Source organism: Streptomyces sp. NPDC051677 (genome assembly GCF_044453465.1).
Lineage (GTDB): Bacteria > Actinomycetota > Actinomycetes > Streptomycetales > Streptomycetaceae > Streptomyces.
On record NZ_JBITCT010000016.1, the window covers coordinates 76,273 to 91,709 of the forward strand.

Annotated in this window: 15 protein-coding genes; all 15 read left to right on the forward strand. The window is 73.4% G+C overall.

What is annotated here, in order from left to right; genetic code table 11:
- Window positions 1-225: 225 nt before the first annotated feature.
- The gene (locus tag ACIBAF_RS20565) at window positions 226-1,059 is read left to right on the forward strand and encodes a 2-amino-3,7-dideoxy-D-threo-hept-6-ulosonate synthase (protein ID WP_399464646.1); all 834 of its coding nucleotides are present in this window, start codon (window positions 226-228) and stop codon (window positions 1,057-1,059) included.
- A complete protein-coding gene (locus tag ACIBAF_RS20570) occupies window positions 1,056-2,276 on the forward strand; it encodes a 3-dehydroquinate synthase II family protein (protein ID WP_399464647.1) in 1,221 nt (406 codons plus the stop codon). The genes ACIBAF_RS20565 and ACIBAF_RS20570 overlap by 4 nt, the downstream gene beginning before the upstream one ends.
- A gap of 6 nt (window positions 2,277-2,282) precedes the next feature.
- Complete coding sequence (locus ACIBAF_RS20575; RefSeq protein ID WP_399464648.1) at window positions 2,283-3,698, forward strand: class I adenylate-forming enzyme family protein; 1,416 nt, start codon at window positions 2,283-2,285, stop codon at window positions 3,696-3,698.
- Window positions 3,699-3,849: 151 nt separating this feature from the next.
- On the forward strand, window positions 3,850-4,125 hold the full coding sequence (locus tag ACIBAF_RS20580) for an acyl carrier protein (RefSeq protein WP_231976156.1): 276 nt from the start codon (window positions 3,850-3,852) through the stop codon (window positions 4,123-4,125).
- Window positions 4,122-4,394: a hypothetical protein gene (locus ACIBAF_RS20585; protein ID WP_079664134.1), complete on the forward strand. Its 273-nt coding sequence runs from the start codon at window positions 4,122-4,124 to the stop codon at window positions 4,392-4,394. The genes ACIBAF_RS20580 and ACIBAF_RS20585 overlap by 4 nt, the downstream gene beginning before the upstream one ends.
- A complete protein-coding gene (locus ACIBAF_RS20590; protein ID WP_399464649.1) occupies window positions 4,391-5,566 on the forward strand; it encodes a beta-ketoacyl-[acyl-carrier-protein] synthase family protein in 1,176 nt (391 codons plus the stop codon). The genes ACIBAF_RS20585 and ACIBAF_RS20590 overlap by 4 nt, the downstream gene beginning before the upstream one ends.
- Window positions 5,563-6,348: a hypothetical protein gene (locus tag ACIBAF_RS20595; protein WP_399464650.1), complete on the forward strand. Its 786-nt coding sequence runs from the start codon at window positions 5,563-5,565 to the stop codon at window positions 6,346-6,348. Before ACIBAF_RS20590 ends, ACIBAF_RS20595 begins: the two co-directional genes overlap by 4 nt.
- Window positions 6,335-8,044, forward strand: coding sequence for an AMP-binding protein (locus ACIBAF_RS20600; RefSeq protein ID WP_399464651.1), 1,710 nt, complete (start codon window positions 6,335-6,337; stop codon window positions 8,042-8,044). Before ACIBAF_RS20595 ends, ACIBAF_RS20600 begins: the two co-directional genes overlap by 14 nt.
- A complete protein-coding gene (locus tag ACIBAF_RS20605) occupies window positions 8,041-8,607 on the forward strand; it encodes a hypothetical protein (protein WP_399464652.1) in 567 nt (188 codons plus the stop codon). The genes ACIBAF_RS20600 and ACIBAF_RS20605 overlap by 4 nt, the downstream gene beginning before the upstream one ends.
- 3 nt (window positions 8,608-8,610) lie before the next feature.
- The gene (locus tag ACIBAF_RS20610; RefSeq protein ID WP_399464653.1) at window positions 8,611-9,531 is read left to right on the forward strand and encodes an NAD-dependent epimerase/dehydratase family protein; all 921 of its coding nucleotides are present in this window, start codon (window positions 8,611-8,613) and stop codon (window positions 9,529-9,531) included.
- Between the two features lie 361 nt (window positions 9,532-9,892).
- On the forward strand, window positions 9,893-10,174 hold the full coding sequence (locus tag ACIBAF_RS20615) for a hypothetical protein (RefSeq protein ID WP_399464654.1): 282 nt from the start codon (window positions 9,893-9,895) through the stop codon (window positions 10,172-10,174).
- Window positions 10,171-11,760 carry an MFS transporter gene (locus ACIBAF_RS20620; RefSeq protein ID WP_399464655.1) on the forward strand — a complete coding sequence of 530 codons (1,590 nt, stop codon included), beginning with the start codon at window positions 10,171-10,173 and terminating at the stop codon, window positions 11,758-11,760. The genes ACIBAF_RS20615 and ACIBAF_RS20620 overlap by 4 nt, the downstream gene beginning before the upstream one ends.
- The gene (fabG, locus tag ACIBAF_RS20625; protein WP_399464656.1) at window positions 11,757-12,485 is read left to right on the forward strand and encodes a 3-oxoacyl-ACP reductase FabG; all 729 of its coding nucleotides are present in this window, start codon (window positions 11,757-11,759) and stop codon (window positions 12,483-12,485) included. The genes ACIBAF_RS20620 and fabG overlap by 4 nt, the downstream gene beginning before the upstream one ends.
- Before the next feature lie 227 nt (window positions 12,486-12,712).
- The gene (locus ACIBAF_RS20630; protein ID WP_399464657.1) at window positions 12,713-14,227 is read left to right on the forward strand and encodes an FUSC family protein; all 1,515 of its coding nucleotides are present in this window, start codon (window positions 12,713-12,715) and stop codon (window positions 14,225-14,227) included.
- Between the two features lie 120 nt (window positions 14,228-14,347).
- A complete protein-coding gene (locus ACIBAF_RS20635) occupies window positions 14,348-15,394 on the forward strand; it encodes a lactonase family protein (RefSeq protein ID WP_399464658.1) in 1,047 nt (348 codons plus the stop codon).
- Window positions 15,395-15,437: the final 43 nt, after the last annotated feature.

A 15,437-nucleotide genomic window follows, 5' to 3' on the forward strand; every position in this document is an offset into this window, starting at 1 on the left:
CAACCCGTCTGACCTGTCAACCCGCTGTCAAATACTCATGCGTTACCTTGTATGAATATTTGCGGGCGATCACACCTTGCCAACGGCTGATCACCCACGGAATGCTGACGCGGGGGAACTTGAAAGTTCTACGACCATCGTTTTTCAGACATGGCGACTGCATGGGGCTGCTCCGGTTCCGGATTCCCTGAAATGCGGTCTCCAGGCTGGGAAGGCTTATTACCCATGCTGAAAACCGGCAAGTTATTGCGCTTAAGAAGACTTTCGCTGGCGGGGGACGGCCGGCATCTGTTCGTGCCGCTCGACCACAGCGTTTCCGACGGTCCGATCGTCCCCGCCGACAAGTGGGACGACCTGTTGCGCGCACTGGTGGACGGCGGGGCCGACGGGATCATCGTCCACAAGGGACGGGCCCGCGCCTTCGCGCCGGACATCCTCAAACGCTGCGCCCTCGTGGTGCATCTGAGCGCCAGCACCGCCTGTGCCGCCGACGTCCACGCCAAGGTGCTGGTCGCCGACGTCGAAGAGGCGCTGCGGCTCGGCGCGGACGCGGTGAGCGTCCATGTGAACCTCGGCTCGGACACCGAGGCCCAGCAGCTCGCCGATCTGGGGGCGGTGGCCGGTTCCTGCGACGCATGGGGCATGCCGCTGATCGCGATGGTCTACCCTCGCGGCCCGCGGATCGACGACCCGCACGACCCGGCCCTCCTCGCCCATGCGGCCAATGTCGCCGCGGACCTGGGCGCGGACATGGTGAAGACCTCCGTCGCACTGCCGCTGGAGCGGATGGCCGAGGTCGTGGCCGACAGCCCCATCCCGGTCCTGGCGGCCGGCGGCCCGCCGGACGACTCCGACCTGGTCGAGTACGGAACCGCGGTGATGGCCTCCGGCTGCCGCGGACTGGCCGTCGGCCGCCGGATCTTCTCCTCGCCCTCACCCTACGCACTGGTGTCCCGCCTCTCCGCGGTCGTGCACGACGGGGCAGGGATCGCAGCCGAGATGAGCATGACCCCCACCACCACCAGCAACTACTCGACGATCGTGGCAGGTGTCGCATGAGGTTCGCGTGGATCGATCTCCGTGAAGTCCCCCGTCCGCAGCTCCAGGCGGTGGTGGACGCCGCCGTCCACGCCCGCATGGCGGGCGTGCTCTCCGCTGACGCGGAGCTGCTCGGAACGCTGCCCCCGACCATCACCCGGGTCCTGGCCGCCGACGGCCCGCTCACGGCGGTGACGACACTCGCCGGGAAGAAGCCCGACGACAAGGCGACGAAGGACGCCGCGAGCACGAAGGACGGGGCGGGCGCGAAAAGCGCCAAGGAGGCGAAGCCCGGAATCGACGTCCTGCTGCGGAAGTTCACCGCACAGGACGAGCTGGACGCCCTCGCCGCGGCCAACCGCGCCACCGGCGGCGGCACCGGTGTGGGTACCCCCGTCGCCGGCTTCATCGGCGTACGGGACGACCGCACCCTGCGGCTGTCCTGCTCGGGCGCCATGGCGCTGCCCTACACCGTCATCCACTTCGCCGACCCGACCAAGATCCCCCTGGAGATCGTGCTCGCCGCCGCGGAGTCCGCCGAGGGCAAGCTGGTGACCGTCGTCGACGGTCTGGAAGAGGCCGCGATCGTCTTCGACGTGCTCGAACGCGGCTCGGACGGCATCCTGTTCACACCCCGCAGCGCCGACGACGTCTTCGCTCTGGCCCGGCTGCTGGAGGCCACCACACCCCAGCTGGAGCTGTCCACGCTCACCGTGGAGAGCATCCGGCACGTCGGACTCGGCGACCGGGTCTGCGTGGACACCTGCTCGCACTTCGAGGAGGACGAGGGCATCCTCGTCGGCTCCTACTCCTCCGGGTTCGTGCTGTGCTGCAGCGAGACCCACCCGCTGCCCTACATGCCGACCAGGCCGTTCCGCGTCAACGCCGGCGCCCTGCACTCGTACACGCTCGGGCCCGACAACCGCACCAACTACCTCAGCGAGGTGGGCTCCGGCAGCGCCCTGCTGGCCGTCGGCGCCGACGGGCGCACCCGACGGGTGGTGGTCGGCCGGGCGAAACTGGAGTCCCGCCCGCTCCTCGAGATCCGCACCCACGCCGAGGACGGCCGCCTGGTCAGCCTGACCGTGCAGGACGACTGGCACGTACGGGTGCTCGGCCCGGGCGGCAAGGTCCTCAACGTCACCGAGCTGCAGGCGGGTGACGAACTGCTCGGCTATCTGGCCGCGGACAAGCGCCATGTGGGCCTGCCCATCGGCGAGTTCTGCAAGGAGGTCTGAGGCCCGATGGGCGAGCACCTGTCACTGCCCGGCGCGGACGACAGCGACGACGGGATGAGACCGCTCGTCCGGCGTCTCTTCGAGGCGCAGGACGACGGACTTCCCTACCTGATCCACCGTCAGGAAGTCATCGCTCGGGGTGAGTTACGCGAGCGAGTGACCAAACAAGCCGCGGTCTTCGCCGGATACGGCATCGGCCCCGCCAGCGCGGTGGGGCTGCGGACCCCGCCCAGCTTCACGCAGGTCGAGGTGCTGCTCGCGCTGTGGCGGCTCGGCGCGCAGGTGCTGCTCTTCGACTTCCGGCTCAAACCGGCCGAGGTCGCCGGGCTGTGCGCCGTCTGCCGGCCGCAGTTCATGGTGAGCGCCGGCGTCAACGTCCAGGCCACGTTCGGCTTCCGGTCCGAGTACGAGGTCGTCACCGAGCGCCGGAGCGGCGGCCGGCCCGCGGCCACCGACCACCGCCTGGTGCAGTTCAGCTCGGGCTCCACCGGCCGGCCCAAGGTGATCGGCAGGACCGCCCGGTCGCTCGCCTCCGAGGTGGACCGGTTCGCCGGGATCCCCGGCATGCCGGGCCCGGGCGACCGGCTGCTGCTGCTCAGCTCGACCGCGCACAGCTTCGGCCTCGTCGCGGGACTGCTGCACTCGCTCGCGGCCGGGGTCTCGGTGGTCTTCGCCCCCCGGATCTCCGCCCGCGACATCCTGCGCACCGCCGCCGACCACCGGGTGAGCGCCCTGTTCGGGGTGCCGATGCACTACGAACTGCTCGCCGCCGCCCTCGATCCCCCTGCGCTGCCCGACCTGAGGGTCGCGGTGTCGGGCGGCGAGCTGATGCCCCCACCGGTCGCGGCGCACTTCGCCGACCGCTACGGGGTGTCCGTCGGCGAGTCCTACGGGACCACCGAGACCGGCGTGGTCGCCATGGACACCGGCGGCGCCCTGCGGCCGGCGGTCGGCCGGGCCGCCCCGGGCGTCGTGGTCCGCGAGCACCGGGGCGAACTCGACGTCGCCCTGGACGAGTCGCCGTACCTCTTCGACACCGGCGGCCCCCAGTACACCGACGGCTGGCTGCACACCCGGGACCGGGCCACCGTGGACGACTCCGGGGCGGTGACGGTGCACGGCCGGGCGGACTCCCTCGTCGTGATCGGCGGCCTCAAGGTGGACCTCGTCGAGGTCGAGAACGTGCTCCGCGAGCATCCGGCCGTCGAGCAGGCGGTCCTGGTCCACGAGGACGTGACCGAGGCGTTCGTCTCGCTGGCCGCCGGCGCCGGACAGCCGTCCGCGGAGGAACTGCTGCGCTGGTGCCGGCAGCGACTGGCCGACTACAAGCTGCCGCGGGTGATCCGGCTGCTGGACACCCTGCCCCGCACGTCCAACGGGAAGCTGCTGCGCCAGGCGGCGGCGTTGCGCTCCGCGGGGTGAGCCGGGGTGACACCGGCCGTCTGTCGACCGCGGATCGTCCGCGGGTCGTCCGTGGCTTGTCGCGCCCACGCGGCGGAGCCGCACGAGGTCACAGCCCCGCACCCCCGAGGTGCTGCACCTTCCCTGAAACCACTCAATGGAGACGCCGATCATGAGTACGTCGACCCTGGAAGACGAGATCCGCGAGTTCGTCCTGACCGCGGTCATCGACGAGATGAACATCCTCACGAGCCGCGACGGCATCACGGACGAGAGTCCGGTGACCGTCGGCGGGCTGGACGTGGACTCACTCAGCCTGATCGAGCTCACGCTGCGGCTGGAGTCGCGGTTCGGCGTGGAGATCCCGGACACCGACATCGAGCCCCTGGCCTCCCTGACTCTCGGCGGGCTCGTCGCCGAGGTCGTCCGACGCGGTGCGAAGGCATGAGCACGAGCACCTTCACCACCGACAGCGTCCGGGAACTGCTGTCGGACCGCAACGTCTTCCCCGGGCTGCCCGACGACCTCGACGAGGACGCCGAACTGGTCCTGGACTCCCTCGGGTTGGTGTGGCTCCTCCATGTGGTGGAGGAACGTCACGGCCTGGTCGTGGAGCCCAGCGACGAGGACATCGCCGGGCTGACCTCGCTCCGGCGGCTCACCCAGTACCTCAGCGCCGCCGTGCCGGCCCCGACCGAAGGGGGGCGACCTCGATGAGCGGCGAGGTCACGGTGACCGGATTCGGCGTACGCACCGCGTTCGGCGCCGGCGCCGAAGCCCTGCGGCGCGGAGTCTTCGCGGGAGTCCCCTCGTTCGCGCCCACCACGAGGTTCGACACCGGCCCGTACCGGACGCCGATGGCGGCCGCCGCCCCCGACGGTCCCGACGCGGTCGAGGACTGGGCCCTGCGCCACGCGCTCGCCCGGTGCGGGGCGCAGGCCCTCGACATGGCGGGACTGCGCCCGGGCACGGAGGCCGCGGTCCTGCTCGGCATCGCCGGCGACCACACCGCCGTCACCCGGTACTGGCGGGCCGAGGCGGGCGCACCGACCGCCGGGCAGGTGCCGTTGCCCGACGCGGTCCCCGCCCGGCTGACCGAACTGCTGGCCGCGGACTTCGCGCTGAGCGGGCCCCGACTGACCTTCACCAACGCCTGTGTCGCCTCCGCCGCCGCGATCATCCACGCCTGCCGGCTGATCTCCTCCGGGCGGACCGACGTGGCGGTCTGCGCGGGCGGTTACCTCGTGGAGGAGGAGACGTTCGGGAAGTTCGACTCCGGGCGGGCGCTGTCGCGGGACGGCATGGTCCGACCGTTCAGCGCCGACCGCAGCGGACTGCTGCTGGGCGACGGGGTCGCGGTCGTCGTGCTCGAGTCCGCCGAGCACGCCCGGCGGCGCGGCGCCCGGTCACTGGCGTCCGTGGTGGGCTGGGGCGCGGCGACGGACGCCCACCACATCGCGCAGCCCCACCCGGAGGGCGTGGGCCTCGCCCGGGCGACACGGCAGGCGATGCGGCTCGCCGGCGACCCGGAGGGAGCGGCCCTCGGGTACGTCAACGCCCATGGCACCGGCACCAAGTACAACGACGGCGCCGAGACGCGCGGGCTGCGGGCCGCGTTGTCCGAACGGGCGGAGTCGATCCCGGTCAGCTCCACCAAGAGCACCACCGGCCACCTCCTGGAGGCGGCGGGCGTCGTGGAGTTCGTGATCACGCTGCTGGCCCTGACGGACGGCGTCCTGCCGCCGACCGCCGGGTACAGCGCACCGGACCCGGAATGCGACCTCGACTACGTGCCGAACCGGCCGCGCCAGGCCGATCTGCGCCGGGCCCTCACGATCAACGCCGCCTTCGGGGGCGCCAACACCGCACTCGTCCTGGAGCGGCCGTGACGACCAAGCCCCTGTTGCGTTCCGCACTCGGCGTCCTCGCCACGGCCACCGCCACCCACGGGACCGGGCGCGCCGACGACGTCCCGCTGCCGAGGCTGCCCGGCTTCGTGGAGTCCGCCTTCAGCCCGCTGGCGTACGAGGTGATCAGCCGGTGTCTGACCGAGCGGCCCGGCGACGGCGTCCGTACCGCGGTGGCGCTGGCGAGCCTGACCGGTGACACCACCACCGCCGACCTGGCCAGCAGCCGCATGGTCTCCGGGAAGGTCCACAACCCGCTGCTGTTCATGCAGGCCACCCCCAACTCCGTGCTGGGCCACGCCAGTCGGGAGTTCGGGATCATGGGGCAGATGTTCAGCGTCTCCACCTTCGACGACCCGGTGGCCGAACTCCTCGCCCTGGCCGACCTGTTGCTGGAGGACCCGGAGCTGGACCGCGTCCTGGTGCTGGGCGTGGAGCTGGGCGGCGGCGCCCGGACGGCAGCCGTGCACCGGGAACTGGCCGCCGGCAGCGACCGTGCGGCGCCCGACCTCCCCGCGTCCGCAGGTCTCGCAGCGGCGGTGCTGCTCGGCCGTGCCGACGCCCGCGCACCGGTGACCGTTGCCTCGGACCGGCCGCCCCCGCACGCCGACGCCCTCCGGCGTCACGGAAGCATCCAGAGCCTGTTCGAGCTGGCCGCCGCTCACCGGCGGCTGCTGCGGGACGGCGGCAGCCACCGCCTCAAGCCCTCCGCCTTCCTCCTCACCGCCGACAGAAACGAGAGCGACACCCATGCTCATCAGTAGGCAGGAGCGGGCCCGGATCTGCTCCGACCCCGAACTGGGCGCCGGCAACGTCCTGGAGCGACTGACGGCGTACGGCCGTCCGCTCGACGAAGCCGTGCTGCGCACGGACGGCGGCTGGCGGGCGCCGGACGGCAGCCGACCCGAGGTGCTCACACTCGGCCGGCTGCGGGAGGTCGTCGAGACGTACGCGGGCTGGTACGCCGCGCAGGGCGTGCGGCCCCGTGACCCGGTCGCCGTCCACTCCGCCTCCAGCGCCGAGTTCGCCGTGAACTTCCTGGCGCTGACCTCCCTCGGCGCGATTCCGTCGTTCGTCAACGGCAATCTGGCACCGGAGATCGCCGCCGAGTACGTCCGCCGGCAGGGCGCTGTCGGCGCGTTCACCGACCAGGCCCATCGGGAGGCGTTGGCGGACTCAGGGCTCGGCTTCCGCGTCACCGCCGACGACATCCGCCCCGAGCACCGCGCGTCGCTGCCGCCGGCCCACCCCTACCGGCACGATCCGACCGACCCGGTGCTCCTCTCGCACTCCTCCGGCACCACCGGCATGCCCAAGGGTGTCCCGCACACCCACCGGACGCTGATGTACGCGCAGGTGCACCGGCTGCGCTACTCCACCGGCGCCGACATGGAGCGCACCCTCGTCGGACTGCCCGGCGCGCACAACGCGATGGTGGCCACGCTGCTCTACTGCCTGCTCCTGCGCACCGACATCAAGCTCCTGTCCAGCCAGCGCGGCGCCGACGTGCTCGACGCGGTCGAGGAGTTCCGGCCGACCACCGTGCTGGCCTTCGCCGGCACGTTCGGCGAGATGGCGGCCGAGGACCTGACGAGGCGTGACCTGTCCAGCGTGCAGGTGTGGTTCAACACCGGGGACGCGGCGCACGAGGCGCACATCAGGGCGCTGGTCCGGCACGGCAGCCATCTGGAGATCCGACGTGACCTGAGCCGCGTCCGGGTGGACGGCTCGGTCTTCGTGGACGGGCTCGGCTCCTCGGAGGCCGGCTACTCCGTCTTCCACAACCGGCACACCAAGGACACCTCGGCCTACTCGCGCTGCGTCGGCAAGCCGATCAGCTTCGCCGCGGCCGCCGTGCTCGCCGAGGACGGCACCCCGCTGCCGCCCGGACAGATCGGCCGCCTCGGCCTCAAGTCGCCGACCCTCACGCCCGGTTACTGGAACGACTCGCTGACCTGGAACAGGATGCGGCTCGGCGGCTACTGGCTCACCGGGGACCTCGCCCGCCAGGACGAGGACGGCAACTTCTACCACCTCGACCGGGCGCCGGACGCCGTACGCACCCGCGACGGGATCGTCTTCAGCACCCGCACCGAGGAACTCCTCCTGGCCGAGCTGCCCGAGCTGGCCGACTGCACGGTCGTCGGAGTCGCCCCGGACGGCGTCCGGGCGGACTGGGACGGCGACGGAGAGGCCGAGGCGTACGCGCTGCTCCAACTCGCCGACGAGGAAGGCGCCGAGGAGGTAGGCGCCGAGGAGGAAGGCGGGGGCACGGGCGACGGCGACGGCGGGGACGAGGTGTGGACCGGTCGGGTCAACACCGTCCTTGTGAACGCCGGATTCCCCCCGGTGACCCGGGCCCTGCGGATGAAGCCGGACGAGGTCGCCAAGGGCGCCACGGGCAAGGTTCTCAAGCGAGTGATGCGCGACAGGTTCGCCGCCAAGGAGCAGCACGCATGAGCACGGACGACAACACGGACACGGCCACGGACGGCGTCAACCACCGGGCCCGGGCGGGGGAGGCGTACCGGCTGTGGTGGCAGCACGACGCCCACTGGTACCAGGGGGTGGCCGCCCGGTTCGGACAGGAGGCCGCGAACGAGATCAACGCCGAGGCGCTGCGCAAGGTCGCCCTGCACGTGGCCCAGCGCGTGACCCGCCTCTCCGGCGGGCTCCCTGACAGCGGAGACACCGGCAAGGACCTGGAGGAGCTGCGCCGCCGCTACGACGAGTGCGGAGACCGGATGTTCCCGCCGGAACTGCGCAACGCCTCCACCGAGGTGGAGGGCGACGACACCATCGTGCTCACGCTGCGGCGGAACTTCGCCGTCACCATGGTGCGGATGTCCGGCTCGCTCGACGGCTACCGGTGCCCCTGCACCGACATCCACGCCGGCTGGTCCGAGGGGCTCGGGGTGACCCTGACGGAGAACCGGGCCGAGAGCTGTCTGCGCGACGGCGACAAGGCATGCCGCCTGCTGATGCGGGTCGCCGGCGCCGTCCCGTCCACGACGGAGGGCTGAGCCGTGCGGATACTCGTCGCCGGGGCCACCGGAGTGGTCGGACGCCCGCTGGTGGGCGCCCTGCGGGCGCGCGGCCACCAGGTCAGCGCGCTGGTGCGGGAGGAGACGCGGGCGCCGGAGGCGGACGAGGTCGTGGTCGCCGACGCCCTCGACCGCGACGCCGTACGGTCGGCGGTGTCGGCCGTACGGCCCGAGGTGGTCGTCCATCAGCTGTCGGCGCTGCGTCTGCTGCGCGACGACCCCCCGGAGGCTTTCGCGCAGACCGCGCGGCTGCGCACCGAGGGCACCGCCCATCTGGTCGAGGCGGCCCGCGCGGCCGGCGCGCGGCGGCTGGTCGCCCAGTCCATCGCCTTCGCCGCGGCCCCCGCCGGGCCCGCGGTCCTCGACGAGGACGCACCGCTGTACACGGACGCCCCGGACCCGGGCTGGGCCGCCACCGTACGGGCCGTCGCCGAACTGGAACGGCTCGTCCTGTCCGGCGCCCCCGGCCTCGCGGGCGTGGTGCTGCGGTACGGCGCCCTCTACGGCCCCGGCACCGCGTACGCCCGTGACGGCGGGACCGGGCAGCGGGTGCTGGCCGGGAAACTCCCGCTGCCCGAGGGCGGGGCCGGCATCACGTCCTTCCTGCATGTGGACGACGCCGTGGGGGCGGCCGTCGCCGCCGTCGAGTCGGAGGCCGGCGGCGTCTTCCATGTGACGGACGACGAACCGGCGCCGGCCGCCCGGTGGCTGCCGCACTACGCCCGCACCCTCGGCGCCCCGCCCCCGCGCACGGTCCCGGCGGCTTTCGCACCCCGGCTGCTGGGCTGGTTCATGACCCATCAGCTCACCACGGCACGCGGAGCGGCGAGCGACCGGGCCCACGCGGCGCTGGGCTGGAAGCCGCAGCGCCCGGACTGGCGAGACGGACTGGGCCGGGAATGACCGACCCCCTGGCCCGTCGGCCGGGTGCGTCACCGTCACCGGTCCGCGCGGGCTCTCCGTCCCGGAGCGGACCAGCGCCGACGCGGCAGGCGCCGGCCGACCGGTCGCTCGCCGACTCCGGGCGTCCGGGCCGCCGGTGCGGGTCGGCGCGCGGCGCTCTTCGGGGTCGCGTTCGGACGCCCAAGTGCCTTCGCCCGCCGACTCTTTGACGACACGTCAGGCATGAGCCACAGAGAACGCAAGGAACACAGGGAGCTAGGGAGTCGATGTGCGTGAACGCGCTGTCCGTGGGCACCGACGCGGGCCTGCTCGCCCCCACCTGGGCGGACCCCCCGGCCGCGACCGAGGTGATCGACGAGACATGGCTGCAGGCCGTGCTGACGCCGAAGCAGCGCTGGCCCGGGCCCGCTCCACGGCGGTGTGCGCGGCCCCGCCCGCGGACCGCATGCTCGCCAACCTGCAACGGACCGGCGGCGCCCTCGTCACCGAACGGTTGACGGTGGCTCTCGCCCCGACGCTCGGCAGGGCACCGGCGAAGAAGCTGCTGTCCGCCGCCACGGCCGACGCCCTCGTCGAGCGGGCGCTGCACAGACACGGGGATGCCGACACCGCCGTCCCGACGCGTGACGGGGGCGCCCGATGAGCGCAGTCAGCCGCACCGAACGGACCACGCCACCGGCGACGGCCCCCCGCTCCTGGCCCGTCCTCCTGGTCGTCGTCTGCGCCCAGATGCTGATCTGGCTGGACACCTCGATCCTCAACGTGGCGGTCACCACGCTGGCCGACCCGGACGACGGACTGGGCGCGACCCCTGCCGAGCTGGAGTGGGTGGCCAGCGCCTACACCCTGGTCTTCGCCGGCACCCTCTTCGCGGGCGGCGCGCTCGCCGACCGCTTCGGCCCGCGGACCACGCTCCTCGCCGGTCTGGCGCTGTTCGGCGCCGCCTCCGGGGCCGGCGCGTTCGCCGGGAACGCGGCCTGGCTGATCGTGGCGCGCGCCTTCATGGGCGCGGGCAGCGCCCTGCTGATGCCCGCGACCCTGTCGGTCATCGTGCAGAGCACCCCGCCGGAGAAGCGCACCCGGGCCATCGCGATCTGGAGCTCGTCCAGCGGCCTGGGCGTGGCCGTCGGCCCGGTCGTGGGCGGGGTGCTGCTCAGCCACTTCTGGTGGGGCTCCGTCTTCCTGGTCAACGTGCCCATCGTGGCCGTGTGCCTGGCCGGAGTGGTGGCCGTGGTGCCCGCGCTGAAAGGCCCCGGACGCAGAGTGCTCGACCTGCCTGGCCTCGTCCTGTCCGTGCTCGGCCTCGGCGGTGTGGTCTACGGCGTCATCGAACTCGGCAACGGACAGACCTGGCCCGGCGTCCACGTCCTGCTGCCCCTCGTCCTGGGCGGCGCGCTGCTCACCGCCTTCGTCGCCGGTCAGCGCAGGTCCCCGGCGCCCAGCCTGGACCTGCGGCTGTTCCGGCAGCCCGGGTTCACGGCCGGGAGCGTGGTGCTGCTGATCGCGTTCATGGCGCTGGCCGGGCACCTGTTCTACGCGGCCTTCTATCTCCAGGGACCCCGCGGGCTCTCCCCGGCCGACGCCGGCATCGTGATGATCGCCGCCGCGGTCGGCATCGTCCTGGGCAGTCAGGCGTCCCCGGCGATGAGCAGACTGCTGTCGGCCCGCTGGACGGTCGCGGCCGGGGTCCTCGCCACGGCGGCCACCTACGTCGGCTACCTGTGGTTCGACGGCGGGACCCCGATCCCGGTCGTCGTGCTTCTGCTGTGGGTGCAGGGGTTCGGCATGGGCCTGGTCGGCACGCCCGTCACGGCCGTGATGATGAGCGGGGTGCCGCCGCAGCTCACGGGCGCCGGATCGGCCGTCAACAGCGTCACCCGGCAGGTGGGCGGAACGCTCGGGGTGGCGATGGCCGGCTCGATCCTCTCCGCCGTGTACCGGGACCGCATGGCGGACGCCAGCCTGCCCGACGGCCCGGGGGAGCTCACCCCGGCCGCCCAGGACCAGGCCCGCACCTCGGCCGAGGCGGCCCGCGCACTGGCCGGTTCGCTACGCCTGCCCGAACTGGCGGCCACGGCCGACCGCGCCTTCCTCGACGCCATGTACGCGGCCACGTTCTGGACCGCCGTACTGGCCTTCGTCGGGTTCGTCGTGGCCGCGGCAGGGCTGCGTGCACGGAAGGCCGGCGGCGAGACCGACGGAAACCGAGAGGACGAGGAGACGAAATGACAGGCGTCAGCGGACCCGCGACGGGCCGGTCGGTCTTCGTGACCGGGGGGAACCGAGGGATCGGGCTGGCCATCGCCCGGCGCTTCGCGGCGGCGGGCGACCGCGTCGCGGTCACCTACCGGCGTGATCCGCCGCCCGCCGCCGACCACCTTCTCGCCGTACGGTGCGACGTGACGGACGGGCAGCAGGTGGACCAGGCCTTCAAGGAGGCCGAGACAGCCCACGGGCCGGTCACCGTCCTGGTGGCCAACGCGGGCGTCACCGGCGACCGGCTGCTGGTGCGGATGAGCGAGGAGGACTTCACTTCCGTGATCGACGCCAACCTCACCGGAGCCTTCCGGGTCGTCCGGCGCGCGGTGCGCGGGATGCTGCGGCAGGGCCACGGCCGTATCGTGCTGATCTCCTCTACGGCCGCCCTGCACGGCGCCGCCGGGCAGACCAACTACGCGGCGGCGAAGGCGGGGCTGGTCGGGTTCGCCCGATCGCTGACCCATGAGCTCGGCGCCCGGGACATCACCTGCAACGTGGTGGCGCCCGGTCTGACCGAGACGGACATGAGCCGCGCGCTCACCGTGGAGCAGCGCCGCCACCTGCTCGACCGCACCCCGGCCGGCCGCCCGGCCCACCCCGACGAGGTCGCCGACGCGGTGGCGTTCCTGGCCGGCGCCGGCTACGTGCGCGGCGCCGTGATCCCGGTCGACGGAGGCGCCGGGCTGGGGCACTGACACGGGGTGGGCCGTTGGCCGGCCGACGGTGGTGAGAACCGCTGCCTCGCTGGACCATTGGCCCACTTCCTCCGGCTCCTGTTGAACCACCAGCCCTCCAGGTGGTGAGATGGTCGTATCGATGGCGCTGCGGACTCCGCGGCGCCTTTCTCATGTCGCATCGCACGCCGCGTCTCGTGGCGTGTCTCACGGCGCGGCGCGTCAGGGTGGGGAAAGGGCGGGGCAGCTTGCTGAAGAGGGCCTTCGTGGCACCGGATCCGGGGCGTGTGCGGCTGCGGTTCGCCTCCCGGGCCGTGCTCGGCATCGGGCTGGCCGTCGCGCTGTGCGGTCTGGCCGGGCATTCGCTGGCGGCGGCCGTCGCCGGAGGTCTCGCCGCGTTGCTCGCCCTGTTCACGGTGACCGACGCGACGGTGCGCGCGCAGGCCGTGACGACCGCTCTGCTCCCGGTCGTCGGGCTGCCAATACTCGCTCTCGCGGCCGTCCTGCACGAGCTGCCCGTCGCCCGTGACCTGGCCTTCCTCACCGTCGTCGGGGTCGGCGCGTATGCCCGGCGCTGGGGGCCGCGCGGCCACGCGCTCGGGGTGTTCGCGTTCATGACCTTCTTCGCCGCGCAGTTCCTGCACACCGTCCCCGGGCAACTGCCCGAGCTCTACGCCGCGGTGCTGACGTCGCTGGCGGCGTCGTCGACCGTGCGGTTCGGGCTGTGGCGCTACGAGCGGCGGCTTCCGGCGCCGCCGGCCCCCGTCGCACCGCCGACCGGCGGCACGGGGCTGGCGCGGATCACGACACGGCAGGCGGTCCAGGCGACCGCGGGCGCCGGGATCGCCCTCGTCGTCGGACAGACGCTGTCCGACCAGCGGTGGTACTGGGCGGTGGGCGCCACGTGGTGGGTGTTCGTGAACACCGCCTCCCGCGGCGAGACGCTGGTCCGGGGCTTCAGGAGGTTCCTCGGGACCGTCATCGGCATCGTGCTGGGCCTGCTCGTGGCCCTGCCTCTGCACGGGGAGCCGGTGGCGACCGCCGCGATCGTCGCGGCCGCCGTCTTCGGGATCTTCTACTCCGCCGCCGTCTCCTACACGTGGATGATGCTCGCCGTCACGGTCATGGCCAGCGCGCTGTACGAGCTGCTCGGCGTGCTCGACCCGGCCCTGCTCGCTCTCCGCGTCACCGAGACGGGCGTGGGGGCGCTGGGCGCCGTGCTGGCGGTGCTGCTGGTGCTTCCCGTGACCACGCACTCCGTCACCGACGCGTGGGTGGAGCGTGCCCTGCGCTGTGTGCACACGTGCACCGCCGAGGCCGCCGCCCGGCTCGCGGGCTCCCCGACGGCGGACCCCGCCCGGCGGGTGGCCGAGCTGGAGCAGATCCTGGCCCGGGTCCGGCAGTCCCTGGCGCCGCTGGTGCACCCGTTCAGCCCGCTGCGGGCCCGCAAGGGCAGGGCCCGGCACGTGCTCGCCCTGCTCGACGACTGCGCCCGCGAGGTGCGCGGGCTGGCCTCGGTCGCCGCGGACCCCGAGGCCTCGCACGACGCCCGGCTGGTCGCCGCCTGCTGGCGTGTGGAGGCCGCCGTCGAGGCGCTCACCGGCCCGCCGGCCGTCGGACCGCGCCACCCCGTCCAGTCCTCCGCCGCGCCGCACGGTGCGCCGGCCGAGCCGGTGCTGGTCCATCTCCACGCCCTCGAACAGGCCCTCCTGGAACTCGCCGTCCCCCTGCGCGGCTCCCACCGGGCCTCGCTCGGCGCCTGAGCGGGCGCCGGCTTCCCGACGCGGCGAGCGAGTCTGGTCTAGACCGCTGGTGATCGACTGCTACCGTCACCCCGAGCAGCAGCGTCAGCAGCGAGAGCGGCGACCCGGGAGGGGACAGCGGTGGCAGACCTCGGCGGTAGACGACGGCGGGCGTTCATCGGCTCGTTCACGGCGGCTGGAGGGCCCGGCATCGTGGCCGCCGCCGTGGACCCGAACAGCGGCGCCCTGACCGTCCTGAGCAGCGTGAACGGCGTGCCCGACCCCTCGTATCTGGCCCTGTCGCCCGCCGGGGACACGCTGTACGCGGTCAGCGAGACGGCGGACGGCGCGGTGGCCGCCTACCGGGTCGAGGGCGACGTGCCGGAACCCGCCGGGCCGCCCGTGCCCGTCGGCGGCAGCGGGCCCACGCACCTCAGCGTGTTCGACGGTCACGTCCTCACCGCCAACTACGGTTCCGGCAGCGTCACCGCCGTCCCGGTCCGCCCGGACGGCGCCCTCGCCCGCGTCGCCTCCGGCGTCCTGCGGCACACCGGCTCGGGCCCGCACACCCGACGCCAGCAGGGTCCGCACGCCCACCAGGTGCAGCCCGACCCGAGCGGCCGCTGGGCGGTGAGCGTGGACCTGGGGACGGATTCCGTGCGGGTGTGCGCCCTGCGCGACGGCAGCCCCGTCCTGCACCGCGAGCATGCGCTGCGTCCCGGCTCCGGGCCCCGCCACCTGGCCTTCCACCCTGGCGGCGGGTACGCCTACGTCGTCAACGAACTCACCCCCACCGTCACCGTCTGCCGCTGGGACGCCTCGGACGGCTCGCTGAAGCCGCTGGCCGAGGCGGCCGTGCTGCCCGGCGCCCCGGCCGGGGACGCCTACCCCTCGGGGCTCGCCGTCTCGCCCGACGGCCGGTTCGTCTGGACGGCCACCCGCGGCGAGGACGTGCTCTCCGTCTTCGCGGTGGAGGGCGAGGGGGAGGCGCTGCGGCTGGTCGGGACGGTGCCCTGCGCCGGACACTGGCCGCGGGCCGTCGCGGTCGACGGCCCGGGCCGCTGCCTCTACGTCGCGAACGAGCGCTCCGGCGACGTCACCTGGTTCACCCTGGACCCGGCCAGCGGCCTGCCCCGGCGCGGCGGCTCGATCGCCGTCCCGGCCGCGTCCTGCGTGGTCCTCGGCTGACCCCTGTCCCGCGGCCCCTGTCCCTGCCTCGACCGCCCGCACG